The organism is Halorubrum sp. AD140, from assembly GCF_034497445.1.
GTDB lineage: Archaea > Halobacteriota > Halobacteria > Halobacteriales > Haloferacaceae > Halorubrum.
On record NZ_JAXRUU010000005.1, the window covers coordinates 60,809 to 84,968 of the forward strand.

Consider the following 24,160-nt stretch of genomic DNA (forward strand, 5'->3'; position numbering starts at 1 on the left):
TCGCGACCGTCATGCGACGAGGTAGTAGGGGTCGTTCAGGACGTTCGGCTCGACGAACGAGCGGAGGTCGTCCATGGTGAACGCCATGACGTGGAGGCCGTTGAGTCGGTACCAGTCCAGCTTCCCCGCCTGGACCATCTGGTCGCGGAGCTTCGTCCGGTTCCAGAAGTAGAGGTAGTTGTTCTTCTCGTAGGTCGTCTGCGTCACGCGCTCGACGTCGCCGTCCGCGTGGGTGAGCTCCCCCTCGACGTCGACGGTCTCGACGTACGGGACGTCGAGCGCCTGTTCGAGGTAGTGGAGCTGGGTCGAGACCAGCCAGTTCGTCCCGACGTTCAGACAGAGCACGTCGTCCGCCTCTAAGCGCGCGTAGCACCCCTCCGGCCCGAACGTGTTCCGGAAGTCGCAGCCGTCGAACCGGTACTCGCCGGCACAGAGGATAGAGTGGAGCGGGTCCGGCGTTCGGTACTCCGCGTCGTTCTCGAAGAACAGCCGAGAGAAGGCGTTGAGCTCCGGCGGATCCGCTTCGACGTCGAAGCGGCCGGTCTCCCTGAACGACTTCGTGAACCCCGGGACGAGCAGCGACGGGAACCGGTCTCGGAGCCGGTCGACGACGAAGTCGTACGGGTTCGTCTCGAACGCGGCCTTGACGTCGCTGAGCCCGACGTGGAGGAACACGGCGTCCGCCTCGTAGTCGTCGATGATCTCGTCGAACAGGGCCGGAGAGACGGGACCGACGTCGTACGACGCGTGCCGGAGCGGATAGTGTTTCGCGCTGCTCCAGAGCGTTCGCGGCAGGTGCGTGATCATCGGCGGCCACCGGCGGCGTGGCGGCGGTCGACGCGTCGGGGCTCGTGAAGAGTTCCGTGAGACATTCGCGTTCGGTGATTCGATCCCGCGGTCCCGCGGTTTGTAATGTCGAGGCTACTCCGCTCGCGCTCCGAAGGGGCCGGCTCAGTCGCCGAGCGCCGCCCGATACGCGTCCTCGATCTGGTCGAGTTGCGACTCCGTTCCGAACGTGCGCGCGTGTTCTCGCCCGTCTGAGCGCGCCTCCGAGCGGAGGATCCGCACGAGCGCCGCCGCGAGTTCCTCGTCGTCGTCGCTCACGGTCGAGTTCGAGACCCCGGCGAGCCGCTCCGAGAGGTCCGAGACCGGCGTCGAGACCACTGGGAGGTCACACGCGAGCGCCTCCTTCACCGTGTTCGGCATGCCCTCGCGCTTCGAGGTCATGAGGAGGGCGTCGGCGGCGTTCATGTACAGCGGCATCCGCTCGTGTGCGACGTTGAAAACGGGGTGAAGCGACACCGGGGCGTCGACGTCCGACCGCACCCGGTCGGCGATCCGCTCCGCGCGCGGGAAGTCTTTCACCTCGCGGTCGGGGTCGTACGGGAACAGAATGTGGCGCGACGTCGCGTCCCAGCCGACTTCCGACCGGGCGACGGACCGCGGCAGCGGTCGGAACGCGTCCAGGTCGATCCCGTGCGGGATCACGCGACAGTCGCGGCCGCAGCGCTCGGCCATCTCCCCCGACATGACGATCACCTCGTCCGCGAGCCGCGCGCAGAGGCGGCTGACCGACTCGTATCGACCCATCAGGTCGCTGCCCCACAGCGACACCACCACGGGCGCGAACGGCTGCGCCACCGCCGGCGGCGCGGCCAGCCCGTAGTTCGCGTGGATCAGGTCGTATCCGTCGCGGGCCGCCGCGACCGCCCGCACGTAGTACGCGGCGTAGGTGGCCACCGACCGGTCGACCTCCTTGGAGTACCCCGGAACCGCCAGCACGTCGACGTCGTGGCCGCGGTCGCGAAGGCCCTCGACCTCCCGGCGATAGAATCCGGCGTGGTTGTTGGTGACGAGCGAGAGCACGCGCAGGGAGTCCGTCATGGGGTTCACCTCGCCCCCCGCTCGGCGACGACCTCCAGGACGGTGTCGACGATGTAGTCCGTGACGTCCGTCGACGCCGCGGCGTACTCCCGACGTCGTTCGTCCCACCGGTCCCTCGCGTGGGGGTCGGCGGCGAGTTCGACCGCGCGCTCGACGGCGTCGTCCTCGTCGCCGATCGACTCGACGAGCCCCGCCTCCGCGAGCGCCGTGAAGTTGCTGAACTCCCCGGTGTCGACGTACGACCCGGACCGGACCGACGGCGTTCCGAGCAGCCCCGCCTCGGTCGCCATGGTGTTCGAGTCGGTGACCATCACGTCGGCGGCCGCGAGCAGGTCGTGGATCGCGTCCGGCGGGACGGGCACGCGACGCGCGTCGAGGCCCGTCGGGACCGCCCCCTCCGCGGAGACGTACACCTCGCCGTGGGCGGCCAGCTCGTCCACGAGCCGGCGCTTGGCCGCGGGGGAGAGCCCGGCGCGCCCGACGTCGTGGTGTGCGCCCATGGAGACGAACCGCAACACCGAGTACGGCTCGTCGGGATCGACGCCGTGGTCGCGAAGTCGGTCGGAGTCGGGCGTGAACCGATCGGGGTGGAGGTACGCGAGCTCCTGTACCCCCGCGTGCCGGCGGTGCGGTTCTCCGAAGTCGGTTTCGAAGGAGTCCGGCGTGCAGATCCGGTCGACGAGCGGGAGGAACAGCCGAGCCAGCCGGTTCGTCCCCTCGGTGTCGTAGAGGACGACGCTCCCCGCGCCGACGGTCGCGGCCGCGTGGATCGCGGTCGGACTGAGTCGGCTCACGACGACGTCCGGATCGAACCGCCAGGCGTATCGGAGCGCCCTGAGGTCCCGGCCCAGCCACTCGAGGACCAGCGCCGACTTCCTGGTTCCCTTCCGAGAGAGGACCGTGTGTTCGATGTCGTACGCGTCGAGGAGGTCGGTGGTGATCTCCTTTTGACGCGCGCTGACCGCGACCGCGTGCCCGTCGTCGACGAGCTCCCTGATCGCGTGTCTGAACAGGTGAACGTGTGCCGGATGCGTGATGTCGAAGTGTATCCTACTCATCGTCGGTGACCTCGCCGGAGTGCGGCGTCCGTGGTTCCGTGCGTCGGACGCGGACGTTGTTCGCACGTTGAACCCCCGGTTACCGGTCGCTCTCCGAGGTGTGAGTTTGTTATGCGACCCCTTCCGCCGGGGGAGAGCAGCCCCGTTTCGCCGGACCGGTCGCGTCCAGCGGCGTCAGGCGCCGAGACGGTCATGGCGACGGCTCGCCCGGTTCGTCGCCGAGGCTGTCGTACAGCGCTCCGGGAGGACCGACCCACGCACCGAGCTCCAGCGCGCGCCGGACGAGCGTCCGGTAGAGCTCGACGTGTTCGGGGAAGTCGTCCCCGAGGTACCGGGGGTGCCACAGGACGGTCATCACGGCCTCGTGCTCCGCGGCCTCCTCGAGCAGGGACTCGCACTCCGCCCTGGCGCGGACGGGGTCCGCGGCGACCTCGGGCAGGGCCACGTCCATGAGCGTGAGCGGGAACTCGACGAACGCGTCGTCGAACGGGCGGAACGGATGGTACCCGTTCTCGAAGCCGTACGTCGACGACGACCCGAGCGTCGAGTCGTACTCGAGGCCGAGCGTCGAGTGGTGTTCCCACGTCTCGGGGATCGCGAGGTTGAGGTGGTGCTGTCGACCGCCCCGTACTCGGTGTCCGAGCAGCGACTCCAGCCGCCGTTTCTCCGAGCGGAGCCGGTCGGGGTCGTCGAAGGACTCGAACGAGCCGTGGAGCCCGATCTCCCACCCGCCGGCGTCGAGCTCCCGCATCGTCCGGACGATGGCCGGGTCGTCGATGGCGTACCGACCGACGTACCGAAGCCACCCGTCCGGGTCCAGCCACTCCGACACGGGACGGTCCCTGAAGAGCTGCTGTTCGTCCATGAAGTAGAACGCCGACCGCACGCCGAGGTCGGCCTCCAGCGCCGCGATCCGCTCGAAGCTCCAGTACGGGTTCACGCCGGGGATCAGCGATCGGAGGTGGGACGGGTCGCGCTCCGCGATCGCGTAGTACGGGCCCTGGTACGTCTTGTACGGCCTGTCGACGTCGTGGGTGAGACAGAGGGCGAACGAGTGGCCGTCGGGGACGGCCGCCTCCGGGGGGATCCGCGTTCCCGGGAGCGTCGCCGAGTCGGCACTCGTCATCGTACCGCCTGGATGCCGTACTTCGCGGCGTTGACCGCCGCGTCTTTCACGCTCTGTGAGAGGTGCTCGGCCGTCGAACTGCTCCACCTGTCGGGGTGGACGAGCAGACAGAGCCGATCGACCTCGTCCTCCCGGAGCAGGCGGATCAGCTCGCGGGTGGAGTCGACCTGGACGGTCTTTTCCCCCTCACCCATCGTGTGGTCCTTCACCTTGAGGGGGCCGTCGCGCCAGGTGCGGCCGGTGTCGGAGAAGTACGTCACGTCCTCGAAGTCCATCGAGAGGTACGCCTCTCCCAGGAGGTCGAAGGCGTCGAACTCCGGCGGGTCGCCCCACATGTCGCGGTTGTCGTGCGAGGTGAGCGGGTTCCCGTGCATACAGACGGTGTCGACGTCGACGAGCCGCCGGACTCGGGCGAGCTGGGACTCGAACGAGTCGAGCGCCGCCGCACGGTCGCCGTCGGCTCGGTCGAGGTCCTCGTAGTGGTAGCCGACCTCGTGGCCCAGCTCGGCGAGCCGCGTCACCACGTCCGGGTCGAAGACGTCGGGTTCCGTGCGGACGTAGTACGTCGTCCGGACGTCTCGAAGGGCCTCGATCCGCGCGAGAGACAGCGCGTTCCGCGGCTTTCGGTCGATGTCGTGCCGGACGACGACGAACCGGTCCGGGAGCGTCTCGCGCAAGAGGTACTCGCGAACGGTGAGGAACGCGTACTCCTCGCGGAGGGCGACGTCGAGCAGCTCGGCGTACACCGCCTCCGTGAAGTCACGCACCGGACCCACCTCGCTCGTCGGAGCCGTCTCCTTCGTCGGCCCCACCTCCCTCGTCTGACTCGCTCCGGCCGTCGAGTCTCCCGCCGTCCGTGCTCGTCGTGGGGCTCGCTGGCGGGTCGAAAGCGACGCCGGTACCGCCGCGCTCCGCGGCGTCTCGGGCGTCGCGGTCGCGCCCGTGCGGGCGACCGATCGCGTACGAGCGGTGGTCCGTCTCCGAGAGGTCGAGCGCGTCGTGACAGTCGAGCACGGTCGTCGCGTCGAGCGCGTCCCAGTCGAACGACGAGAACGCCTCGTGAGGGGTGACGACGACGACCGCGTCGTAGCTGTTCTCGACCGCCTCGGCGGCGGACACGCGGGTGGCCGCGAACGGTTCGAAATCGGTGACGACCGGGTCGACGGCGTCGACCGCGGCGCCGCGGCGCCGCAGCGCTTCGATGACCTCGACGGCGGGGCTGTTTCTGGTCTCGTCGACGTCCGGGTGGTACGTGACGCCGAGCACGAGCGTCCGCGCACCGTCGAGAACGCGGTCGTCCGCCTCCCGACCCCCCACTCCGTCGCTCCCTGCCCCGCGGTCATCCGCCCCGCGGTCATCCGCCCGAAGGATCGACCGGAGCCGGTCGACCGTGTACGTCGGCATTTCGTCGTTGACGACGCGGCCGAGGCGGATCAGCGGGCTGTCCACGTCGAACCCGTTCAACAGGAAGTACGGGTACACGGGGATGCAGTGGCCGCCGACGCCAGGGCCCGGCGAGAGAATGTGGCTGTACGGCTGGGTGTTGGAGGCCTCGATCGCCTCCCGCGCGTCGACGCCGAACTCCCTCGCGTACCGGGCGAACTCGTTCGCGAGCGCGATGTTCACGTCGCGGTAGACGCCGCCGAACACCTTCGTGGCCTCGGCGGTCGCGGCGTCTCGGACGGGGATCACGTCGTTGTCGGTCACCTCGTCGTACACGAGCCGCGCGACCCGCGTGCTCTCGTCGTCGACGCCGCCGACGACCTTCGGATACGCCTCCCGGATGTCTCGGAGGGCGCGCCCGCTGGACGTGCGTTCCGGACAGAACGCGACGCCGAACGCGGTCGGCGGGAGCCCGCTTCGCTCCGCCAGCCGCGGGGCGATCCGGTCGGCGCAGGTCCGCGGCGGCACGGTCGACTCGACGAAGACCGCGTCCCCCGGAGAGAGTTCGGTCGCGACGGCGTCGACCACGGCGTCGACCACGGCGAGGTCCGCGGCCTTCGACTCGGTCAGCAGCGTCGGGACGACGATCACGTGTACGGAGGCGGCGGCGGCCGCCTCGCGGGGGTCCGAGACGGCGCGAAGCGCGCCGGACTCGACGCGGTCGGAGACGAGCTCGTCCAGTCCCGGCTCGCCGTCGACGTGCGATTCTCCGGCGTTCACGGCCGCGACGACGTCGGGGTCGACGTCCGCGCCGACGACGCGTCCCGTCACGTCGGCGAACACCGCGGCGAGCGGGAGTCCCATCTTCCCGAGGCCGTAGACGGCCACCGGGACCTCGCCGCTCAGCAGCGACCGCCGCTGGAGCGACGTCGAGGCCGAGGAGCCGTACAGCGATCCGACGGGTGTCTCCTCGCTCCCGATCGGGGAGATCCCCCCGTCGGTGAGGACTCCCTCCGCGCGGGACGGCGCCGAGCGGTCGCTCATCGGTCGCCCCCCAGGGTCAAGCCGTGGGGTCGACGGCGCTCCGGGCGGAGGGTGCGGGGTCCCCGGTCGTCCGGGCGACGTCGGGCGGTACGCGGGCGGGTCCGTGTCGTCGAGGCAACGTCGACCGGATGCGGTCGGTCGGCGTCGGTGGTGTCGTCGGTCATCGGTGGGTAGTATGGTCGGCGGGTGGCGTCTGCGCTCACGGGAGATCGTTTCGCCCGGCGATTTCGTCGGTGAGCGGCCGGAACGTGGCCGGGGCGCCGACCGCGAGCGTCTCCGGCGGGACGTCGCGGGTGACGACGGCGCCCGCCGCGACGAACGCACCCTCCCCGACGGTCACGCCCGGGAGAATCGTGGCGTTGGCGCCGATCGACGCGCCGTCTTCGAGCGTCGGTCCCACGAGGCCGGCGTCCGTGCGCACCGGGTAGGGGTCGTTCGTCAGGACGCTGTTCGGTCCGACGAACACGTCCGAGCCGATGGTCGTTTCCGAGGGAACGTACACCCCCGTCTGGAGGCTCGTGCGTTCGCCGATCGCGGTGTTGCCGTCGATCACCGTCTTCGTCCCGATCACGGCGTCGGCGGCGATCCGCGTCCGCTCGCGGATCACGACGTCGTGACCGGTGGTGACCCGGTCGCCCACGCTGACGTTGGCGTACACCACCGTTCCGGACCGGATCCGGACGTCGTCACCGATTCGGGTCGGTTGCGTTCCGGACTCCGGCGGCGCGAGCGTCACGTCGTCGTCGATCCGCGCACCCTCCCCGATCTGCACTCTCGGCGAGTTGACGGCGGTGTTGGGCGCGCTCGCCGCGTCGTGTACAGGTTCCGGAGACTCGTCCGACTCGGGATCGGACTCGGGCTCGGTCTCGGACTCGCTCATCGGTGCCTCTCCGGCTCTGCCGGCAGCGGGCGCTCGGTCGCCGTTGCGCTGCTCGGTGCGTGGATCGTCGGGTACATGTCGTGACAGCTCGCCGCGTGGCGAGGCGTACGCGGAACGAAACCCGGTGGTGGCTTTGTTATGCGACGCTTTCTCGGCCGCGGTCGCGCCGCGTTCCCCTGTCGACTCGCGGACCCGTCAGGGCGTCGCGCGGCCGCCTCCGCGCCGTCGACCGCTCGCGTCGGCCCACCGGGGGCGCTCTCGGGACCGCGCCGGTGCGGCAGGCCGAACATAACAAAGGTCGGATCGTCGGTGGAGTTCGCACATGAGCGAGACACCTCCTTCGGGCACTGGCGCACCCGGGAGCGGCGTCCCCGCGACCGGTCACCCGCTCGACGCCGCCGACCCCGAACGCGTCCGCCGCGCGGTGAGCGTCGCCGACGATCGGCCGAGTCGAGGCCCCCGCGTCGGGGACCGAATCGCGGGACTGATCCGTCGGCCAACGACCGGAGGGCGAACGGACGGCGCGGCGGAGCGTCCAGCGTGAGCGTCGACGTCCAGCCGCTCACCGATCCGGAGTCGTGGGATCGACTCGTGCAGCGGGCGCCGGCGGCGACGCCGTTTCACCGACACGCCGCACTGGAGGTGGTCGCCGACCACACCAGCTCGGAGCTCCATCCACTCGTCGGCTACGTCGGCGAGGAACCCGCCGGCCTGTTCCCCGTCTTCGAGCGGCGCTTCGGCCCGGTGGTGGCCGCCTTCTCGCCGCCGCCGAACCGAAAGCTCACCTACATGGGTCCGGCGACGCTCGCCGACCCCAACATGAAACGCCGGAAGCGCGAGCGCCGCCACCTGTCGTTCGTCGAATCGGCGATGGCGTACGTCGACGAGGAGATCGCTCCGCGGTACGTCAGCGTCCGAACGAGCGTCGAGTACGGGGACCCGCGCCCGTTCCTCTGGAACGACTTCGACCCGACGCCGCGCTACACCTACCACGTCGACCTGTCGGGCGACGCCGACACCTTGCTCTCGGAGATGGGCAGTGACCTCCGGTCGAACGTGCGGAACACGGCGTCGGACGCGTTCGAGATCGAGCGAGGCGGCCTGCCGGAGATGGAGCAGATCGTGGTGAACGCGAAGCGCCGCCACGACGAACAGGGCGTGGCGTACGACGTGACGCCGTCGCTCGTTCGAGACCTCGCGCGAGCGATACCCGATCAGATGAGGGCGTACGTCTGCACCGTCGACGACGTCTTCGCCGGCGGGACGCTGCTGCTCACCGACGAGGACACCGTCTACCGCTGGCAGAGCGTCGCGGACTTCGACGCCCCGGTCCCCGCACAGGACCTGCTCGACTGGCACGTGATCGAACGCGCGAGAGAGTCGGGGATCGACCGGTACGACCTCGTGGGGGCGAACAACCGCCGACTCTGTCGGTACAAGGCGAAGTTCGCACCGACCGTGGAGACGTACTACCGGTTGGAGCGGTGCGGACCGGTCATGAACCTCCTCACGGACGCGTACGCCAGGCTCCGGTGACTGCACTCCGTCGATCCCGGTGAATCACCGGGTCCCGCGGGCGAATGGACCGCCTATCCGCCGGGACGCTGCGGAGCGATCACCGCCGTCCTCCCGCGGTATGCGACGCGTATCGCGAGCGGCCCCCGTGTTTGGTCGGCTCGGCGCCTCCGCGACCGCAACTGCTGGTTCTCGCTTAGCGACTCTATAACAAACCCGCTCGTTCGGCGTCTTCGGGTATCGGTCGTCCGGTCGCGTCGACGCCGGGACCATAACCGTCAGACATGCTACAAGAACGCACACAGCAGAGAGCGAGTCCAGCGAAGCGTGGACGAGGAGCCGAATCGACCGGCGACGTCCCCGGGACCGGCGACGCCCCCGGCACCCGCGACGCCCTGCCGACGCGTCACGAGCACGGCGTCCGGTCGAGAACGGAGACGCGTCGATGAGCGAGCTGAGGCGCTGGCTCCGCTGGCTGGGACTCGCCGCGTGTCTCGTCGGGCTCGTCGCGTCCGCGGGTCTCGTCTCCGCGGACGCCGGCGACGCGCGGGCGGGGCCGACGGCGGAGGCGATACCGGGCGAGACGGTCGCACAGGCCGAGGAGAACGAGTCCTACGTGGTCGAGCAGGGCGGCGAGACCGTTCAGATCGACCCGATCGGCAACGGGTCACAGACGGGGGCGGAGTTCTACGACTACCGCACCGAGTTCACGGACCCCGAGGGGTCCGCGTACAGCTCGTACGGGACGACGGAGTACCAGCGGGACGACACGAGCACGCTGCTGTTGTACGAGGGGTCCGACGGACTCAATCTGGTCATCCTCCAGGACAGATTCGTCGACAGCGGGACCGGGACGGACGGCGGCTCGGCCTCCTTCGACGTCAGCGGGCTCCCGGAGGACGGGGAGTGGACGGTCGAAGACGACAATTACGACGGACAGCGAGACGTATTCGACCACGACGGGTCGGAGAGCCAGCTCGACTGGGTCTGGCAGGACGAGCGGAACGACGGCGCGGTCTTCACCGGCGTCGAGGCCGACTCCGAGATCACGATCGACCCGCGGTTCAACGACCAGGCGCGGATCGAGGGCGAACAGTCCAGCGAGAACGGAACCATCTCCGACTGGGAGGTGGTGACGGCGACGTCCGACGGGACCTCGCGGGTCGCCCTCGACAGCCTCAACGAGTCCGTGACCATCAGCGGACCGGACGCACAGGCGTCCGCGCCCCCGAACGCGAGCCTGTCGGTCTCGCCGTCGGACCCGGAGACCAACGAGACGGTGGTCCTCGACGCGTCTGAGACGGAGAGCGAGCAATCGATCGAGGAGTACCGATGGGACTTCGACGGCGACGGCGAGGTAGACGAGACGACGTCGGAGCCGACGGTCGAACACGCGTATTCGGAGTCGGGCGAGGTGACGGCGTCGGTGACCGTCGTCGACGACGCGGGGGAATCGGACACGGCGAACGCCACGGTCGACGTCCGGTCGGAGTCGTCGGAGGCGTTGGAGGCGGTCATCGACGCCCCGGACGGTCCGATCGAGCCGAATGAGTCGGCGTCGTTCGACGGGTCCGAGTCGCGGGGCGACCCGGAGACCTACGAGTGGGAGTTCGGAGACGGCGCCAACGCGACGGGCGCGACCGTCGACCACACCTACTCGGAGAGCGGGGAGTACGCGGTCACGCTGCGAGTCACGAACGAGACGGGAGCCACGGACACCGCGGAGACGAACCTCACCGTCGAGACGTCGGAGCCGACGGCGAATCTCTCGGCGCCCGACACGGCGATCGTCGGAGAATCGACCGAGCTCGACGCGAGCGACTCGACGGCGTCCGGCGACGCCGAGTACCGATGGAGCGTCGACAACGAGACCGTGAATGAGACGACCGAACCGCGGACGGCCGTGAGGTTCGAACGGTCGGGGACGATCCCCGTCGGGGTCACGGTGACCGACGAGCGGAACCGGACGGCGAACGCGACCGACTCGGTCGAGGTCCGATACGGAACCGAGGCGGTCGCCGAGGCGAACAGGACGAGCGTCGAGCCGAACGAGTCGATCGCCTTCGACGCCACCGACAGCAGCCTCGACAACGCCGATCTGGCGAACGCGTCCGTCGAGTGGGAGTTCGGTGACGGCGAGACGGCGAGCGGAGAGACCGTGTCGCACGCGTACGCGGACCCGGGCACGTACGAGGCGAGAGTCACGGTCTCCGCGTCCGATCACGTGACCGACGAGGCGGCCGTCGAGGTCACCGTGACGGATCCCGACGGGGGTGACGGCGACGACGGTGACGGCGACGATGGTGGTGACGGCGACGGAGGTGGTGACGGCGACGACGGCGACGACGGCGACGACGGCGACGACGGCGACGACGGCGACGACGGCGACGACGGCAATAGCGGCGGTGGCGGTGCTGGCGGTGGTGGCGGCGGCGGTGGTGGCGGCGGCGGTGGTGGCGGCGGCGGTGGCGGCCCACCCCCGGCGCCCGCGTCGGTGGAGGCGACCGTCACGACCGACGGCGGGTCGCTCGCCCAGATGACGGCGAACGACGTCGACGCCGGAACGCCCGTCGAAGCCGACCTGGAGGCCGGCGACGAGGTCCGGCTGGAGTCGGTCGTCTTCGAAACCGCGGAGAGCCACGACTCGGTCGAAGCGTCGATCGATCGTCCGAACAACGGCTCGCCACCGGGGGCGCTCCCCCGAACCGACACCGCATTCGAACTCAGCTCGGACGCGGAGCTGACGACGGTCGAGTACGAGTTCCGCGTCGATCGCGACGCGATCGACGCCGCGGGGATCTCGCCGGACGCGCTCACGGTCTACCGGGGCGACGGGGGCGACTGGGAGGACGTCGACACCGACGTCGATCCGAGCGGAGACAGCGTGACCGTCGAAGCGACGGCCGACGTCGAGTCGGGCGGCGACGACGAGCCGCTCGTCGTGGGTGTCGGGGCCGACGCGCCGGTGGTGTGGGTGGAGGACGTGCACACCGACACCGCGGTCGTCGACCGGCCGTTCGAGGCGACGATCGTCCTCAGAAACAGCGGGCCGAGGGCGGGCGACGCGAGCGTGCCCGTTACCTTCGACGGTGAGGAAGTCGAGACGATCGAACGCCCCCTCGACGCCGACAGCGAGGTGAACGCGACGACGACGATCACGCACGACACGAGAGAGACCGTCACCCTCGAGGCCGGGGGCGTCGAACGGGACGTCGACGTGCAGGAGGCGAGGACGGACAGCAGCGTGGTCGATCTCGAGGTGACCCCCGCGGAGATTCCAGCCGGGAACCAGACGGCGATCACCGCGTCGGTCCGCAACGACGGGACCGTCTCGGACGAGTACCGCGCGTCCTTCGAGATCGACGGGACGGTCGCCCGCAGCGAGACCGTCACCGTTCCGCCGGGATCGACCGAGCGCGTCCGCTTCGAACAGCGGTTCGAGAGCCCCGGAACCTACGAGGTCGGAGTGGGCGATCGAACGACGCAGGTCACGGTCACCGACGAGTCAGAGGGAGCGAACGGCGGCGACGGGAACGGCGACGGGAACGGCGGCGGCGCGACCGGATCCGACTCCGGCTGGTCGGTCCCCGGGTTCACTCCCGGTCTCGCCGCGATCGCGCTGCTCGCCGTGGCGCTACTGGTACGTCGTCGACGCGACGGGTGACCAACCACTCCTCGGCGCAGCCCCGCCTCGGTCCGTGACGGTGTCCTCGGAGGAACGTGCCGACTGCGGCCCAGAACGATGGGTGTGGTCCCCGTCAGGTGCGCGCGTCTACTGAGCGCGGTCGCCTCCCCCTCGGAGTCACATCGAGGGGCGCTCGCGTTCCGAGACCGCCGCAGAGCCGAGTGCCGACTGGACGCGGTGGGCGAGCGAGAGCGCCTCCACCCCGTCCGGTCCCGACACGACCGGCTCCGAGCCGGTTTCGACCGCCTCGAGGAACGCGCTCAGCTCCTTTTTGAGCGGCTCCCCGTTGTCGACGGTGGGACGCTCGACAACCTGTTCGCTTCGGTACCGGAGGTCGCCGTCGTTCACGAGGAACTCCGGGCGGGTCCGCCGGTGGATCCGCACCGACCGGTCGATGTAGTCGACGGTCACCTGACAGTCGACCGCGGTCAGCGTCAGCTCGCGGACCTTCCGCTGTGTCACCCGGCTCGCGGTCAGGGACCCGACCACGTCGGTCTCGAAGTCGAGGGTGGCGGTGACGTACTGCCCGTCGGGACTTCCGGCCGCCGTCACGTGGTCGACGGGCGCGCCGACGAGCGACCGAACGATGTCGAGGTCGTGGATCATCAGATCGAGGACGACCCCGTCGTCCACGCCGCGTCCGCCGTCGAGCGGCGGACCGAGACGGCGGGCGTCCACGGCGATCAGGTCCAGGTCGTCCGCGAACGCGGCGACCGCCCGGACGGCCGGGTTGAACCGTTCGATGTGGCCGACCTGGAGCGTGACGCCGGCGCGCTCCGCGGCCGAGACGAGCGCTTCGGCCTCGTCCGTGGTGGACGCGAGCGGCTTTTCTATGAGCGCGTGGACCCCCGCGTTCAGCGCGTTCATCCCGGCGTCGTGGTGGTACTGGCTCGGGACGGCGATGGACACGGCGTCTGCGGCCTCGAAGAGTTCCTCAGGGGGCAACACGCGCGTGTCGTACGCCTCCGCCACCTCCGTCGCGGTCTCCCGGTCGACGTCCGCGACGCCCACGAGGTCCGCGTCGGCAATCTCCTGGTACACCCGCGCGTGGTGGCGCCCCATGCTCCCGACTCCGAGGACGCCGACGGGGACGGTCACGCCTCGAACCCCGCGAGCCCGTCCGCGACGCGGTCGACCTCGTCCCGCGACAGCGCGGGGTGGACGGGGACGGACAGCACGCGGTCGGCGGCCCGCTCCGCGTTCGGCGCCGTCGCGGAGACGTCCGCGTAGGCCGGTTGTCGGTGGATGGGTCGCGGGTAGTACACCCCGGTGCCGATCCCCTCGTCGGCGAGGTGCTCTCGGAGGGTGTCGCGCCGGTCCGTCTGAACCGTGTACTGGTGGTACGCGTGCCGCGAGCCGGTCGGGTCGGGCGGCGCGCTCACCGACGGGTGGTCGTCGAGGACCTCGTCGTAGCGGGCGGCGTTCCGTCGCCGAACCGCGACGAAGTCGTCGAGTCGGTCTATCTGGGCCTGGCCGATGGCGGCGCCGAGACCGGTGAGCCGGTAGTTCTGTCCCACCTCGCCGTGAACGTACGCGTCCGTCCGCCCGTGGTTGACGAACCGGCGGAGCCGCTCCGCGAGGGCGGTGTCGTCGGTGAGGACCATCCCCCCCTCTCCCGTCGTCATGTTCTTCGTCGGATAAAACGAGAAGCAGGCGGCGTCGCCGAGCGAGCCGACCGGCTCGCCGCGCAGCGACGCGCCGTGCGCCTGCGCCGCGTCCTCGACCAGCGGGACGTCGTGCTCGTCGGCGATCGCTCGGAGCGCCGTCATCGGCGCGGGCAGCCCGTACAGGTGAACCGCCAGGATGGCGTCGACGCCGCCGTCGCAGCCGTCGATTGCCGCTCGGACGGCCGTCGGATCGAGATTCAGGGTTTCCGGGTCCACGTCGGCTAACACCGGCGGCGCCCCGCAGAGCCGGATCGCGTTGGCGGTCGCGACGAACGAGAACGGCGTCGTCACCACGCGGTCCCCGGGGCCGATCCCGAGTGCGTGCAGCGCCGCGTGCAGCGCGGTCGTCCCGTTCGTGGTGGCCACCCCGTGGGACACGCCGCAGTAGTCGGCGACGGCGGCCTCGAACGCGCGGACGTTCGGTCCGTCGGCCAGCTGTCCGGAGACGGCCGTGTCGAGAAGGCGGTCCAGTTCGGCCACACCGATCTGTGGGTCGGCGATGCTCACCGTCATGTCTGTCGCGAGACGCCGCCGTCCTCTACGCTGACTCGCGCACGTCCGTGTTGCGGATTGGTTGAATACATGAGAGATTCCCAGTCGTCGGTTACAGACGCGTCGGAGACGGCATTGTTACCCGTCTGTTGTCGCGAGTAGCCGCCGTCTATCGTGTCGAAGGAGGGTCGCTCCGTCGCCAGTGTGGGACGCTCCGTCGCCAGCGCGAGCGTCAGTCGCGGCGCTCGCGGAGCCGGTGCCGGCAGAACGCGACGGGTTCGCGGAGTCCGGGCATCCCGTCGTACACCCAGAGGAGACCACAGCCGATAGTGAGCCCGAGGGTGACGAGGACGGACAGGCTCGGGGGGCCGGAGAGGAGGTCCCGCGCCGCGTCGGCGAAATACGACAGAAGCGTTCCGGCGAACCCCCCCTCGTACGTCGTTTCGACGGTCAGGAGCGGCCAGAGGATCCGCTCGATCGGGACGCCCCCTCCCCCGAACGCGTCCGGGACGACGTCACCGGCCAGGTGCAGGAGGTAGCCGGTTCCGAAAGCCAGACCGACGCCGGCCCGTCTGAACGTGGCCGCTACGACGAGAGCCGTCCAGGCGAGGGGAACGGCGAAGAACACGGAGTGGGCCGCGCCGTATCCGGACGGGAAGAGGCCGAACTCCCACGCCAGCGGCTTGTCGATCAGATCGGGGAGGACGGAGGTGACGGCGACCGCGACCGCCTCGAGCGCGGTCGGGGGCCGCCGGCGGAGGAGGTGAACGCCGATCGAGTACGTGAGGTAGCCGACGACCGCGTGTTCCCACGGCCACACGGTCAGGAGAACGGCCCGACGTCGACCCAGATGTACAGGTGCCTGTACGCCTCCTCTTCGGTCGCCCTGTCGGGTGCGTCTCCCTTGAAGAGGTAGTAGCTGAGCCGGAGGTCTTCGCCCATCATCGTCGGACGTACCTCGTGGGTTCGGTGCTCCGTCTCTCCCGCGGCGACGGTCGTCGTCTCGCGGTCGAGCTCCGTGGTTTCGATCCGTCTGAGATCGTCGCCGCTCTGTGAGACCCGTTCGAGAGTCACGACGACCGTGTACTCGGTGTCCTCCGCCTCGCGGTTCTCGAGCCCCCAGGTGAGCGACGCGGTCTCGCCGCGCTCCAGCTGGTCCGGATAGCCGGCGGAGACGTACTCGCCGGACTCGTCGGTCGTCAGGAGGTGAAAGTCCGTGTACGTCTCGCCGTCGGCGGGGTTCACTGCCGCGAATCCGAACACGCCCCCGGCGAGGAGGACGCTCGCGACGAGGGCGACGGTGAGCACGCGGTCGGTCGTCGGTCCCGTCGCGAACCCGTCTCGGACCTCCGTCCGCCACGCGCGGATCGGGAGAGACAGCCGTTCCGTCGGCGGAACGGCGACCCGTCTTCCCCACGCGGCGATCCCGACGAGGACGACGTAGCCGGCCACCGTTCCGAACGCGACCAGCTCGGAGAAGCCCTCGGTGAACTGTCCGATCGCCAGCGCGAGGATCGGCAGGACCGCGACGCTGAGCCCGACGGAGAGGACCGCGCGCTCGCGGAGCCCGAGCGCCCCGTGGGCCGTCGTGCGTCCCGACGCCGACCCCGGACCTCCCGCGTGTCCCGACATCGATCCCGGGCGTCTCGTGCGTCCCGGCGATTCCGGGGTGCGTCGAGGAAACAGCGCCGCCGTGGTCACGTATCCCGGAAGGAAGAGGAGCGTGATCGCGCCGGGGATCACGCGGACTGACCTCCCGCCGTCGAGCGAGAGCGACGCGAACGTGACGAGGAGAACGAGCGCGACCGCGAGGAGATCGAGCGGGAGCCCCTCCTGACCGGCCGAGGCCGGACGCGTTTCCCGCCTCATCTGTCTTCGGTGCGAGGGGAATGCGTGCGGTCGGGTGCCTCCGGATCGATGCGATCGGCGGGACAAGCGGACATACGTCAAAACAGGCGGGTCCCCCGTTTGTAATGACGCGACTACCGCGGCGGACCGCCTCGACGGTCGTGATTACCCGCAACTAGGGTATAGATAACAAACCGCTCCTACTGACACTCCGAGACTATAATGCGCGTGGCCGGGGACCTCGAATGTCAGACACGGACAACACCACACTCTCACAGGACGTCTCGTTCGACCTTCTGAGCAACGCACGGCGTCGGTTCGTCCTGAGGGAACTACAGCAGACCTCGGACGAGGTGGAGCTCGTCGAGCTCGCAGAGCGCCTCGCAGCCAAGGAGAACGAGGTCCCGCGGGACGACCTGACCGCCCAGCAGCGCAAGCGAACGTACGTCTCGCTGTATCAGACCCACGTCCCGAAGCTGGTCGAAGCCAAGGTCGTCACGTACGATCAGGACACGGGACGCATCGCGGCCACCGAGCGCGCCGACGAGCTCGCCAACTACTTTCGGGAGGAGTGCCACTCACCCCCCTGGGCGTTGGCGTACGGTCTCCTCGCGGGCGTCGGACTCGTCGCGTACGCCGCGTTACACGTCGTCAACGCGGGGCCGCTGGAGCCGACGCACGTCGGTGGCACGGTCATTTTCACGCTGTTCCTCGTGAGCCTCGTCCACTACACGCGGACGAATCAATTCCACAACAGTGGCGGGCTGGTACCCGTCGAACGGGAATGAGAGGTGGATCGACGTGAGCGATGACTGGGACCAGATCGGCTTCGTCATCAGCTCCCGGTACCGCGTCGCCGTCCTCGAACGGCTGGCCGAGAGTCCGGCGACCCCCTCGCAGATCGCGAGCGACGAGGACGTGGGCATCGCGTCCGTCTCGCACGCGCTCACGAGCCTCCGCGACCGGGACCTCGTCGAGCTACTCGTCTCCGAGGACCGTCGAAAGGGGCGCGTGTACGGGATCACGGAGGACGGAGAAGAGATCTGGTCGGAGATCACGCGGCAGGGGCTCACCGACGATTCCGATCAGAGCTGACCGCTCACTCGTCGCGTCGCTCGGGCTCGGACTCGGATTCGCTCTCCTCGTCCGCGTCGTCCGGGAGGAGCATGGTGGGCTCGCGGGAGTACTTCGGGGACGCCGCGAACTGCGCGATGCGGTCGAGCTCTTCGTCCGTGAACCAGTCGCTCACGACGGCACCTCCGAGCGGCCGACGGTGCGCGCCGGGTCCGGTCGACGCCGGCTACAGTTCCGGCGCTTCGGCGACGACGATCTCGCCGCCGCCGCTGACGACGACCCAGTAGCCGTCGAACGGAAACGAGACGGAGAGGGCTGATCGGCCGGCTCGGACGCACCGGTCGAGGGCGTCCGCGTCGACGACGTCGTGGACGCGGGATTCGATATCCGTCGGATCGGTGTCCGCGGCCCTCGCCACCGCTTCGACGACGGCGACGCCGATCTCGGTGTCGTCGTCGTACTCGGTGGTCGCGATCCGCGTGTCCGACGAGATGTCGGGGACGAGTACACGGGAAGACATCGGTGACACCCCGAAGATTCGGGTACAGTGTCCGATGCCGGTTGCAGAAACATTAAACCAGGAGATCCGTCTCCGTTCGGTGTCGCACTGAGATATCTCGGAGGCCGTTCGGTTCGGTTCATGGGTCAGTCCTCCGCGGTGCTCTCGGCGGCCGCGGCCGGTTCGGCGGTCGGCGGGTTCTCCCGGAGGCGGCGTTCGGCCTCGTCGCGGTCCTCGGGATAGCCCACGTCGATGCGCCAGCCGTCGAGACCGATGGCGTCGATCGTTCGCCCGGACCGGATCAGGAGGTCGATCGCGTCCGACAGCTCGTACTCGCCGCGGTCGGACGGTTCGACCAGCCGCGTGGCGTGGAAGATCGCGGGCGAGAACGTGTAAAACCCGGTCATCACGAGGTTCGACGGCGGGTCGTCCGGCTTCTCGACGACATCCGTGATCTCGCCGTACTCGTTCGTGTCACAGACGCCGTACCGCGACGCCTCCTCGTACGGGACCTCCTCGACGAGGAACGCGGCGTCGACGCGCCGCTCCCGCTGGCGGCGAACGACGTCGTCGAGGTTCGCCTCGAAGACGTTGTCGCCGAGCAGCAGCATGAAATCGCCGTCGACGTGCTCTTCGACCGTGTTGAGCGCGTGGGCGAGCCCGAGCTGACGCTCCTGTTCGGCGTACGTGATCGGCGTGCCCCGGAACTCGTCGCCGTACTCCTCCACGATGTCCTCGCCCCGGTAGCCGACGACCACGAGCAGCTCCTCGGCGTCGAGCGAGACGAGCTGTTCGAAACAGTGCGTGAGTATCGGTCGGCCGTCGACCTCGACGAGCCCCTTCGGCTTGTCTTCGGTAAGCGGTCTCAGCCTGGTTCCCTGCCCGGCGGCGAGTACAACTGCTTGCATCGACGGACCCTCGCCTCCGATCCGGTTTGTTATGCGTCTGTTAGTTTCGCGGTAGACGCCGACTCCGTCGGGCGTGTAGCCGGGGATTCGACGGTAGCACACCCATAACAAACCAATCGACCGGAAAGTATCCTCCGGATGACCAAAAGCGTCGATTTCACAGACATACGTGTGGAAGAAGACACGATCGACGACGTCGTGGAGGTCCTCGACAGCGGTCGATACGTGAAGGGACCGGTCGGGGAACGGTTCGAAGACAGGTTCGCCGCACAGACCGGCGTCGAGCACGCGGTCGGCGTCTCCAGCGGAACCGCCGCCCTGCTGCTCGCGCTCCGGGCCGCCGGCGTCGGCCCGGGCGACCAGGTGCTGGTCCCCGGACACTCGTTCTTCGCCACGGTGAGCCCGGTGTTGTCGCTCGACGCGGACCCGGTGTTCGTCGACATCGACCCCGAGACGTACACCATGGACCCGGCGGACCTCGCCGAGAAGGCGTCGGCCGCGACGAGTCCCGCGGCGGTGATCCCGGTCCACATCTACGGCGCCATGGCCGACATGGACGCGATCGGGCGCGTGGCCGAGGAACACGACCTGTTCGTCTTAGAAGACGCGTGTCAGGCCCACTTCGCGGAGCGGGACGGCGAAACCGCCGGATCGGCCGGCGACGCCGGGGCGTTCAGCTTCTACCCGTCGAAGAACATGACCGTGGCCGGCGACGGCGGGATGGTGACGACCGATGACGCGGAACTCGCCAGGGAGATGCGACGGCTCCGGAACCACGGGCGGGACGACGACGGCGTCCACCGGTCGCTCGGCCTCAACTACCGACTGGACGAAACGAGCGCGGCGGTCGGGCTCGCGCAGCTCGGCCGGGTCGAGCGGTGGAACCGGAACCGACACTCCGCCGCCGAGCGGTACACGGAGGCGCTCGAGACAGTGCCGGAGGTGACCGCGCCGACCGAGCCCGAGGACGCGTTCCACGTCTACCACCTCTACGTGATTCAGGCGCCCGACCGCGACGAGCTGCAGGACCACCTCGAGGCGCAGGGGATCGACACGGGGATCCACTACGGGACGGCGCTCCACGAACACCCGGCGGTCACTGACCGTATCGATCCGGTCTCGCTGCCGCGGACGGAGGCGCTCGTCGACCGGATCCTGTCGCTGCCGATGTACCCGGAGATAGCCGAGCGGGACGTCGAGTACGTGACCAACACGATCTGCGAGTTCTACCGATGAAGTACGGCGTCATCGGGACGGGGTACTGGGGGAGCAACCACGCCCGGGTCGCGAGCGAGCTCGCCGCCGAGGGGGCGATCGACGACGTGGTCCTGTGTGACGTCGACGAGCGTCGCCTCGCGGAGCTGTGCGAAAGCTACGGCGTCGAGGGCGTCACGGACTACGAGCGCCTGCCGGAGATCGGGGTCGACGCGGCGACCATCTCGACGCCGTCGCCGACCCATCACGAGATCGCGACGACCCTGCTCGAACGCGGCGTCGACGTGATCGTCGAGAAGCCGCTGGCGCTCGACGGCGACGACGCATGGAGCATCGTGGAGACGGCACGCGAACACGATCGGACGCTCGCGGTCGGCCACATATTCCGTCACCACCCCGCGCTCGTCGACCTCCGCGACCGGATCGACCGCGGCGAACTGGGTCGCCTCAAGTACCTCACGACCAGTCGGTTCTCGTTTCGGGCCCCGAGGGAGACGACCGGAGCGCTGTACTCGCTGGGGGTACACGACGTCGACGTCTCGAATTACCTCCTCGGCCGGGACCCCGAACGGATCTACTGCTCGCTCGACGACGCGGTCCGGGAGGGGATAGACGAGACCGCGACGCTCGTGATGGAGTACGACGGCGCGACGAGCGTGATCAACGAGTCGTGGCAGGTGCCCGTGTTCGGAAAGCGACGCGATCTCGTCGTCGTCGGCACCGAGAAGGCCGCCTACGTCGACTACCTCGACGACAACGTCGTCGAGCTGTACGACAGTCGCGTCACGGAGCGCGGGGGCGAACTCCGCGTCCGCGACGAGGGAAAGCAGGTCCACACGGCGCCGAACGACGAGCCGCTCAGAGCGGAGATCGAAGACTTCGTCGCCGCGTCGAGGGGAGACGGCACCCTTCGGGCCCCCGGACGCGTCGGCGCGCGGGCGGTCGAGCTGCTGGAGCACGCCACGCGCTCGGCCGAGGAGCACACGGTGGTGTCCGTCGGCGAGCGCGGCGCTCGGACCGATGCGATGACCCCTCGAAACAGGTAAGCCACGCGATCACAAGCAGTCGCGCTAGTGGTCACAAGCAAGTCCCCCTCTTGGTCACAAGCAAGTCGCGCTATCCCACAAATAGGCGTATGGGTATCCCGTCCGACGTGGGAGTATGGTGCTTTCGCTCGACGACGAGGACGAGGAGCAGGGGGACGTCAGCGAACAGCTCTCCGAAGATCGCGTGTACGATCTGCTTTCCGCCTCGCGACGACGGGTACTCTTGCGCTATCTCGATCGGAACGGCGGACGCGCCCCGTTCTCGGACGTCACCCGTGCGGTGGCGATCGCCGAGGGAATAGACGAGGACGCCGCACCGAGCGAGTACAAGCACGTCTACGTCTCGTTGTACCAGTCGCACGTCCCGAAGCTCGCGGACGCGGGGGTCCTCAGACACGACTCCGAGTCGAAGACGCTCGAACTGACCGCGCGCGCCGACGCCCTGTTCGCGCACCTCAACTTCGTTCCGCCCACGCAGCGCCAGACGCTCGTGGATCGGATCTCGGAGCGGCTCGGGTAAGCGCGGGCGGAGCCGCCCCGCACCGGTCAGTCCGCGTCGTCGCGATGGCCGATCACTTCCGCCGGATTCCCCGCCACGATGGCGTCGGGGGGCACGTCGTCGACGACGACCGCCCCCGCGCCGATCAGCGCGTTCTCGCCGACCTCGACCGGCATGAGCGTCGCGTTCGTTCCGATCGACGCGCCGTCTCCGACGACGACCGGCTCCCACTGGTCGGGGTCGCCGCTCGGCGGCCGACGGTCGTTGACGAACTTCGCCCCGTGGCTGACGAACACGTCGTCGCCGATCCGGGTCAGCGACGGGACGAACGCGTGCGACTGGATCCGGGTGCGGTCGCCGACCACCACGTCCGACTGGACCTCCGCGAACGAGCCGATCATCACCTCGTCGCCGAACCGCGCGCCGTAGCAGTTGACGAACCGCCACACCCGGCAGTCGCGGCCGAACTCGCAGTCGCTGAGCACCGCGAACGGAGCGATCTGCGTCCCCTCTCCGACTTCGCAGTTCCGGATCGCCCGCGGCAGGTCGTCCTGGTCCTGAGCTGACATACCGTCCGTCGGGTCGGTCGCGACAAAGGTATGCGCCGGATACTCACGCTCCGTTCCGCGCCCCTCTCCGCGACCGAGCGGCGACGATATTGGGTTTGGTCGCACATAACAATACCTTACTTCGGAGAGAGGCGAGACAATGACCCTACGATCGGCGGTCGTCGGTGCGGGAGTCGTCTCGGAACGTCACCTCACGGGACTCGACCGGAATCCGCGGACCGAGCTGGTCGCCGTCTGCGACCTCGACGCGGACAGAGCCGACGAGAAGGCGCTCGGATACGGGATCAAAGCCTACACCGATCTGGCTGAGATGCTGGAGCGAGAGCGGCTCGACTGGGTCCACGTCTGTACGCCGGTCGGCACCCACGTTCCGCTGGCGCTGCAGGCGATCGAGGCGGGGGTCCCCGTGCTGATCGAAAAGCCCGTCGCCGAGACGGTCGCCGAGGTCGAGGAGCTGGCGGCCGCCTCGCGCGAGGCGGGCGTCACCGTGTCGGTCGTCCACAACCACGTGTTCAGCCCGGTGATGCGCAAGCTTCGCGAGCGTCTCGCCGACGGCGACCTCGGCGACGTCCGCGGCGTCGACCTCCTGTACACCGGCTCGACGGCGCCGGACACGCCCAACCGCGGGGCGTGGGCGTTCGACCTCCTGGGCGGGGAGTTCGAGGAGGGGCTCCCACACTCGCTGTCGATCGCCCTCCGCGTCGCCGGCTATCCGCGGAGCCGCGACGAGGTCTCGGCCCACACCGCGCTCGCGGGCGAGTACGAGGGCAAGTTCGGCTACGACGGGGCGCAGGTCGGATACGTCACCGACGACGAGGTCATCGTCAACGCGACGGTGCTCTCGGGAACCGTTCCGGTGCGCGTGCTCTACGTCCACGGCACCGAGACGACGCTCGTGGCCGACGAGGTGTCACAGACGCTGGTGACGCTCGATCGCGACTACAAGGGATCGTCGGTCGGCCGCGCGCTGAACAACGTCGATCAGGCGTTCGACCGGATGAGCGGCACCGTAGAGAACGCGGTCGCGCTTCTGCGGCGGGCGCGCGACGGCAGCTGGGAACAGGAGGCGGAGACGAACTCGATGTTCTACCAGTTCGACCGGGAGATCGACGCGCTGCTCACCGGCGGCGACCCGGCGACGCCCATCGAGGAGGCGAAGTGGACGATCGCGCTGATAGAAGCGATCCGCGACAGCGTCGACGACGGAGATCCCGTGTCCGTCGCGGACGTGGCACAGGACTGACGGCGGTCGGCGCCAGCCTCGCGCGGCGTGAGCCACCCGCGCGGACGTTCACCGCTTCACTTCGTCGCCGACGGTGACGCCTCACTCCGTCCCGACGCGTCGCTGTCGACGTTCTGCGTGTCGACGGTCGCCTCGTCGAGAACGATCGCCTCGCCGCCGACGTCGATCGTCGCGTCGCGCAGGACGTTGTCGCGCGACCGCTTGAACTCGATCCCGTCTCTGTCTGCCGCCGGCTGCGTCACGTCGAGGTCGGCGAGGACACACCGGTCGCGGTCGTCGATCTGGATCGCGACCCCCGAATCGGCGGCCCCGGTCACGGTGACTCCCTCGCACTCCACCCGCGGTGCGATCGACTCGGACAGGAGTCCCTCGCTGGGAGTCTTGGCCCAGAGGGCGCAGACCTCGTCCGCGTCGACGGTCACCGTCGTGTCGCGGATCTCCGCGGTCGCCACCTCCGACGCGATCGTTATGGCGCCGTCGCTGCCGGTGACGTCGACCATCTCCACGACGACGTCCTCGACGCCC

At 69.4% G+C, this 24,160-nt stretch carries 24 protein-coding genes and 1 pseudogene; 9 read left to right on the forward strand and 16 right to left on the reverse strand.

Annotated elements, in window-relative coordinates:
• Positions 1-9 precede the first annotated feature (9 nt).
• The 7 genes from U4E84_RS02505 to U4E84_RS02535 all read right to left on the reverse strand — a co-directional run bounded on the left by U4E84_RS02505 (position 10) and on the right by U4E84_RS02535 (position 7,375).
• Positions 10-807 (reverse strand): AAC(3) family N-acetyltransferase, encoded by a 798-nt coding sequence (locus U4E84_RS02505; protein WP_322530523.1) that lies wholly within the window; start codon positions 805-807, stop codon positions 10-12.
• A 144-nt stretch (positions 808-951) separates the two neighbouring features.
• Positions 952-1,884 carry a glycosyltransferase family 4 protein gene (locus tag U4E84_RS02510; RefSeq protein ID WP_322530524.1) on the reverse strand — a complete coding sequence of 311 codons (933 nt, stop codon included), beginning with the start codon at positions 1,882-1,884 and terminating at the stop codon, positions 952-954.
• A 5-nt stretch (positions 1,885-1,889) separates the two neighbouring features.
• Positions 1,890-2,942 carry a DUF354 domain-containing protein gene (locus U4E84_RS02515; protein ID WP_322530525.1) on the reverse strand — a complete coding sequence of 351 codons (1,053 nt, stop codon included), beginning with the start codon at positions 2,940-2,942 and terminating at the stop codon, positions 1,890-1,892.
• Between the two features lie 190 nt (positions 2,943-3,132).
• Complete coding sequence (locus tag U4E84_RS02520) at positions 3,133-4,068, reverse strand: polysaccharide deacetylase family protein (protein ID WP_322530526.1); 936 nt, start codon at positions 4,066-4,068, stop codon at positions 3,133-3,135.
• Positions 4,065-4,835 (reverse strand): hypothetical protein, encoded by a 771-nt coding sequence (locus U4E84_RS02525; protein ID WP_322530527.1) that lies wholly within the window; start codon positions 4,833-4,835, stop codon positions 4,065-4,067. The genes U4E84_RS02520 and U4E84_RS02525 overlap by 4 nt, the downstream gene beginning before the upstream one ends.
• Entirely contained in the window at positions 4,828-6,495 is a 1,668-nt protein-coding gene (locus U4E84_RS02530) for a nucleotide sugar dehydrogenase (protein ID WP_322530528.1), read from the reverse strand. Before U4E84_RS02530 ends, U4E84_RS02525 begins: the two co-directional genes overlap by 8 nt.
• 199 nt (positions 6,496-6,694) lie before the next feature.
• Positions 6,695-7,375: a DapH/DapD/GlmU-related protein gene (locus U4E84_RS02535; RefSeq protein ID WP_322530529.1), complete on the reverse strand. Its 681-nt coding sequence runs from the start codon at positions 7,373-7,375 to the stop codon at positions 6,695-6,697.
• A gap of 322 nt (positions 7,376-7,697) precedes the next feature.
• Between U4E84_RS02535 and U4E84_RS02540 the strand changes: the two genes are divergently transcribed.
• The 3 genes from U4E84_RS02540 to U4E84_RS02550 all read left to right on the forward strand — a co-directional run bounded on the left by U4E84_RS02540 (position 7,698) and on the right by U4E84_RS02550 (position 12,554).
• On the forward strand, positions 7,698-7,919 hold the full coding sequence (locus tag U4E84_RS02540; protein WP_322530530.1) for a hypothetical protein: 222 nt from the start codon (positions 7,698-7,700) through the stop codon (positions 7,917-7,919).
• Positions 7,916-8,911 carry a GNAT family N-acetyltransferase gene (locus U4E84_RS02545; RefSeq protein ID WP_322530531.1) on the forward strand — a complete coding sequence of 332 codons (996 nt, stop codon included), beginning with the start codon at positions 7,916-7,918 and terminating at the stop codon, positions 8,909-8,911. The genes U4E84_RS02540 and U4E84_RS02545 overlap by 4 nt, the downstream gene beginning before the upstream one ends.
• Before the next feature lie 424 nt (positions 8,912-9,335).
• Positions 9,336-12,554 carry a PKD domain-containing protein gene (locus U4E84_RS02550; RefSeq protein ID WP_322530532.1) on the forward strand — a complete coding sequence of 1,073 codons (3,219 nt, stop codon included), beginning with the start codon at positions 9,336-9,338 and terminating at the stop codon, positions 12,552-12,554.
• Between the two features lie 138 nt (positions 12,555-12,692).
• Here the strand turns inward: U4E84_RS02550 and U4E84_RS02555 are convergent, their stop codons facing one another.
• The 4 genes from U4E84_RS02555 to U4E84_RS02570 all read right to left on the reverse strand — a co-directional run bounded on the left by U4E84_RS02555 (position 12,693) and on the right by U4E84_RS02570 (position 16,603).
• Positions 12,693-13,673 carry a Gfo/Idh/MocA family oxidoreductase gene (locus U4E84_RS02555; RefSeq protein WP_322530533.1) on the reverse strand — a complete coding sequence of 327 codons (981 nt, stop codon included), beginning with the start codon at positions 13,671-13,673 and terminating at the stop codon, positions 12,693-12,695.
• Entirely contained in the window at positions 13,670-14,755 is a 1,086-nt protein-coding gene (locus U4E84_RS02560; RefSeq protein ID WP_322530534.1) for a DegT/DnrJ/EryC1/StrS family aminotransferase, read from the reverse strand. The genes U4E84_RS02555 and U4E84_RS02560 overlap by 4 nt, the downstream gene beginning before the upstream one ends.
• 211 nt (positions 14,756-14,966) lie before the next feature.
• A complete protein-coding gene (locus U4E84_RS02565) occupies positions 14,967-15,554 on the reverse strand; it encodes a metal-dependent hydrolase (RefSeq protein WP_322530535.1) in 588 nt (195 codons plus the stop codon).
• Between the two features lie 2 nt (positions 15,555-15,556).
• Complete coding sequence (locus U4E84_RS02570; RefSeq protein ID WP_322530536.1) at positions 15,557-16,603, reverse strand: DUF1616 domain-containing protein; 1,047 nt, start codon at positions 16,601-16,603, stop codon at positions 15,557-15,559.
• Positions 16,604-16,827: 224 nt separating this feature from the next.
• Here U4E84_RS02570 and U4E84_RS02575 point away from each other — a divergent pair, with 224 nt between their 5' ends.
• Together U4E84_RS02575 and U4E84_RS02580 are read left to right on the forward strand one after the other, a co-directional pair.
• Entirely contained in the window at positions 16,828-17,370 is a 543-nt protein-coding gene (locus U4E84_RS02575; RefSeq protein WP_322530537.1) for a hypothetical protein, read from the forward strand.
• A gap of 13 nt (positions 17,371-17,383) precedes the next feature.
• The gene (locus tag U4E84_RS02580) at positions 17,384-17,677 is read left to right on the forward strand and encodes a winged helix-turn-helix domain-containing protein (protein ID WP_322530538.1); all 294 of its coding nucleotides are present in this window, start codon (positions 17,384-17,386) and stop codon (positions 17,675-17,677) included.
• A 4-nt stretch (positions 17,678-17,681) separates the two neighbouring features.
• Here the strand turns inward: U4E84_RS02580 and U4E84_RS02585 are convergent, their stop codons facing one another.
• The 3 genes from U4E84_RS02585 to aglF all read right to left on the reverse strand — a co-directional run bounded on the left by U4E84_RS02585 (position 17,682) and on the right by aglF (position 19,063).
• Positions 17,682-17,831, reverse strand: coding sequence for a hypothetical protein (locus U4E84_RS02585; RefSeq protein ID WP_322530539.1), 150 nt, complete (start codon positions 17,829-17,831; stop codon positions 17,682-17,684).
• 51 nt (positions 17,832-17,882) lie between these two features.
• Positions 17,883-18,176, reverse strand: coding sequence for a HalOD1 output domain-containing protein (locus tag U4E84_RS02590; RefSeq protein ID WP_322530540.1), 294 nt, complete (start codon positions 18,174-18,176; stop codon positions 17,883-17,885).
• A gap of 125 nt (positions 18,177-18,301) precedes the next feature.
• Entirely contained in the window at positions 18,302-19,063 is a 762-nt protein-coding gene (gene aglF / locus U4E84_RS02595) for a UTP--glucose-1-phosphate uridylyltransferase AglF (RefSeq protein ID WP_322530541.1), read from the reverse strand.
• Between the two features lie 171 nt (positions 19,064-19,234).
• On the opposite strand from aglF, the gene U4E84_RS02600 reads away from it, so the two are divergent.
• The 3 genes from U4E84_RS02600 (at position 19,235) to U4E84_RS02610 (ending at position 21,844) form a co-directional block, all read left to right on the forward strand.
• Positions 19,235-20,299, forward strand: a complete 1,065-nt coding sequence (locus tag U4E84_RS02600) for a DegT/DnrJ/EryC1/StrS family aminotransferase (RefSeq protein ID WP_322530542.1) — start codon at positions 19,235-19,237, stop codon at positions 20,297-20,299.
• Positions 20,296-21,324, forward strand: a complete 1,029-nt coding sequence (locus U4E84_RS02605; protein ID WP_322530543.1) for a Gfo/Idh/MocA family oxidoreductase — start codon at positions 20,296-20,298, stop codon at positions 21,322-21,324. Before U4E84_RS02600 ends, U4E84_RS02605 begins: the two co-directional genes overlap by 4 nt.
• A 115-nt stretch (positions 21,325-21,439) precedes the next feature.
• Positions 21,440-21,844, forward strand: a complete 405-nt coding sequence (locus U4E84_RS02610; protein ID WP_322530544.1) for a hypothetical protein — start codon at positions 21,440-21,442, stop codon at positions 21,842-21,844.
• A gap of 26 nt (positions 21,845-21,870) precedes the next feature.
• Here U4E84_RS02610 and U4E84_RS02615 read toward each other — a convergent pair whose 3' ends face one another.
• Positions 21,871-22,392, reverse strand: coding sequence for an acyltransferase (locus U4E84_RS02615; protein WP_322530545.1), 522 nt, complete (start codon positions 22,390-22,392; stop codon positions 21,871-21,873).
• Positions 22,393-22,531: 139 nt separating this feature from the next.
• Here U4E84_RS02615 and U4E84_RS02620 point away from each other — a divergent pair, with 139 nt between their 5' ends.
• Complete coding sequence (locus U4E84_RS02620; RefSeq protein WP_322530546.1) at positions 22,532-23,635, forward strand: Gfo/Idh/MocA family oxidoreductase; 1,104 nt, start codon at positions 22,532-22,534, stop codon at positions 23,633-23,635.
• 56 nt (positions 23,636-23,691) lie between these two features.
• Here U4E84_RS02620 and U4E84_RS02625 read toward each other — a convergent pair.
• Positions 23,692-24,160: pseudogene (locus U4E84_RS02625) on the reverse strand (hypothetical protein); the annotation flags it as partial.

Bases quoted from the DNA above. Each gene is read 5' to 3' on its own strand.
- U4E84_RS02505 (WP_322530523.1), bottom strand. From the start codon at position 807: ATGATCACGCACCTGCCGCGAACGCTCTGGAGCAGCGCGAAACACTAT.
- U4E84_RS02510 (WP_322530524.1), bottom strand. From the start codon at position 1,884: ATGACGGACTCCCTGCGCGTGCTCTCGCTCGTCACCAACAACCACGCC.
- U4E84_RS02515 (WP_322530525.1), bottom strand. From the start codon at position 2,942: ATGAGTAGGATACACTTCGACATCACGCATCCGGCACACGTTCACCTG.
- U4E84_RS02520 (WP_322530526.1), bottom strand. From the start codon at position 4,068: ATGACGAGTGCCGACTCGGCGACGCTCCCGGGAACGCGGATCCCCCCG.
- U4E84_RS02530 (WP_322530528.1), bottom strand. From the start codon at position 6,495: ATGAGCGACCGCTCGGCGCCGTCCCGCGCGGAGGGAGTCCTCACCGAC.
- U4E84_RS02535 (WP_322530529.1), bottom strand. From the start codon at position 7,375: ATGAGCGAGTCCGAGACCGAGCCCGAGTCCGATCCCGAGTCGGACGAG.
- U4E84_RS02540 (WP_322530530.1), top strand. From the start codon at position 7,698: ATGAGCGAGACACCTCCTTCGGGCACTGGCGCACCCGGGAGCGGCGTC.
- U4E84_RS02550 (WP_322530532.1), top strand. From the start codon at position 9,336: ATGAGCGAGCTGAGGCGCTGGCTCCGCTGGCTGGGACTCGCCGCGTGT.
- U4E84_RS02560 (WP_322530534.1), bottom strand. From the start codon at position 14,755: ATGACGGTGAGCATCGCCGACCCACAGATCGGTGTGGCCGAACTGGAC.
- U4E84_RS02570 (WP_322530536.1), bottom strand. From the start codon at position 16,603: ATGAGGCGGGAAACGCGTCCGGCCTCGGCCGGTCAGGAGGGGCTCCCG.
- U4E84_RS02575 (WP_322530537.1), top strand. From the start codon at position 16,828: ATGTCAGACACGGACAACACCACACTCTCACAGGACGTCTCGTTCGAC.
- U4E84_RS02590 (WP_322530540.1), bottom strand. From the start codon at position 18,176: ATGTCTTCCCGTGTACTCGTCCCCGACATCTCGTCGGACACGCGGATC.
- aglF (WP_322530541.1), bottom strand. From the start codon at position 19,063: ATGCAAGCAGTTGTACTCGCCGCCGGGCAGGGAACCAGGCTGAGACCG.
- U4E84_RS02605 (WP_322530543.1), top strand. From the start codon at position 20,296: ATGAAGTACGGCGTCATCGGGACGGGGTACTGGGGGAGCAACCACGCC.
- U4E84_RS02610 (WP_322530544.1), top strand. From the start codon at position 21,440: ATGGTGCTTTCGCTCGACGACGAGGACGAGGAGCAGGGGGACGTCAGC.
- U4E84_RS02615 (WP_322530545.1), bottom strand. From the start codon at position 22,392: ATGTCAGCTCAGGACCAGGACGACCTGCCGCGGGCGATCCGGAACTGC.
- U4E84_RS02620 (WP_322530546.1), top strand. From the start codon at position 22,532: ATGACCCTACGATCGGCGGTCGTCGGTGCGGGAGTCGTCTCGGAACGT.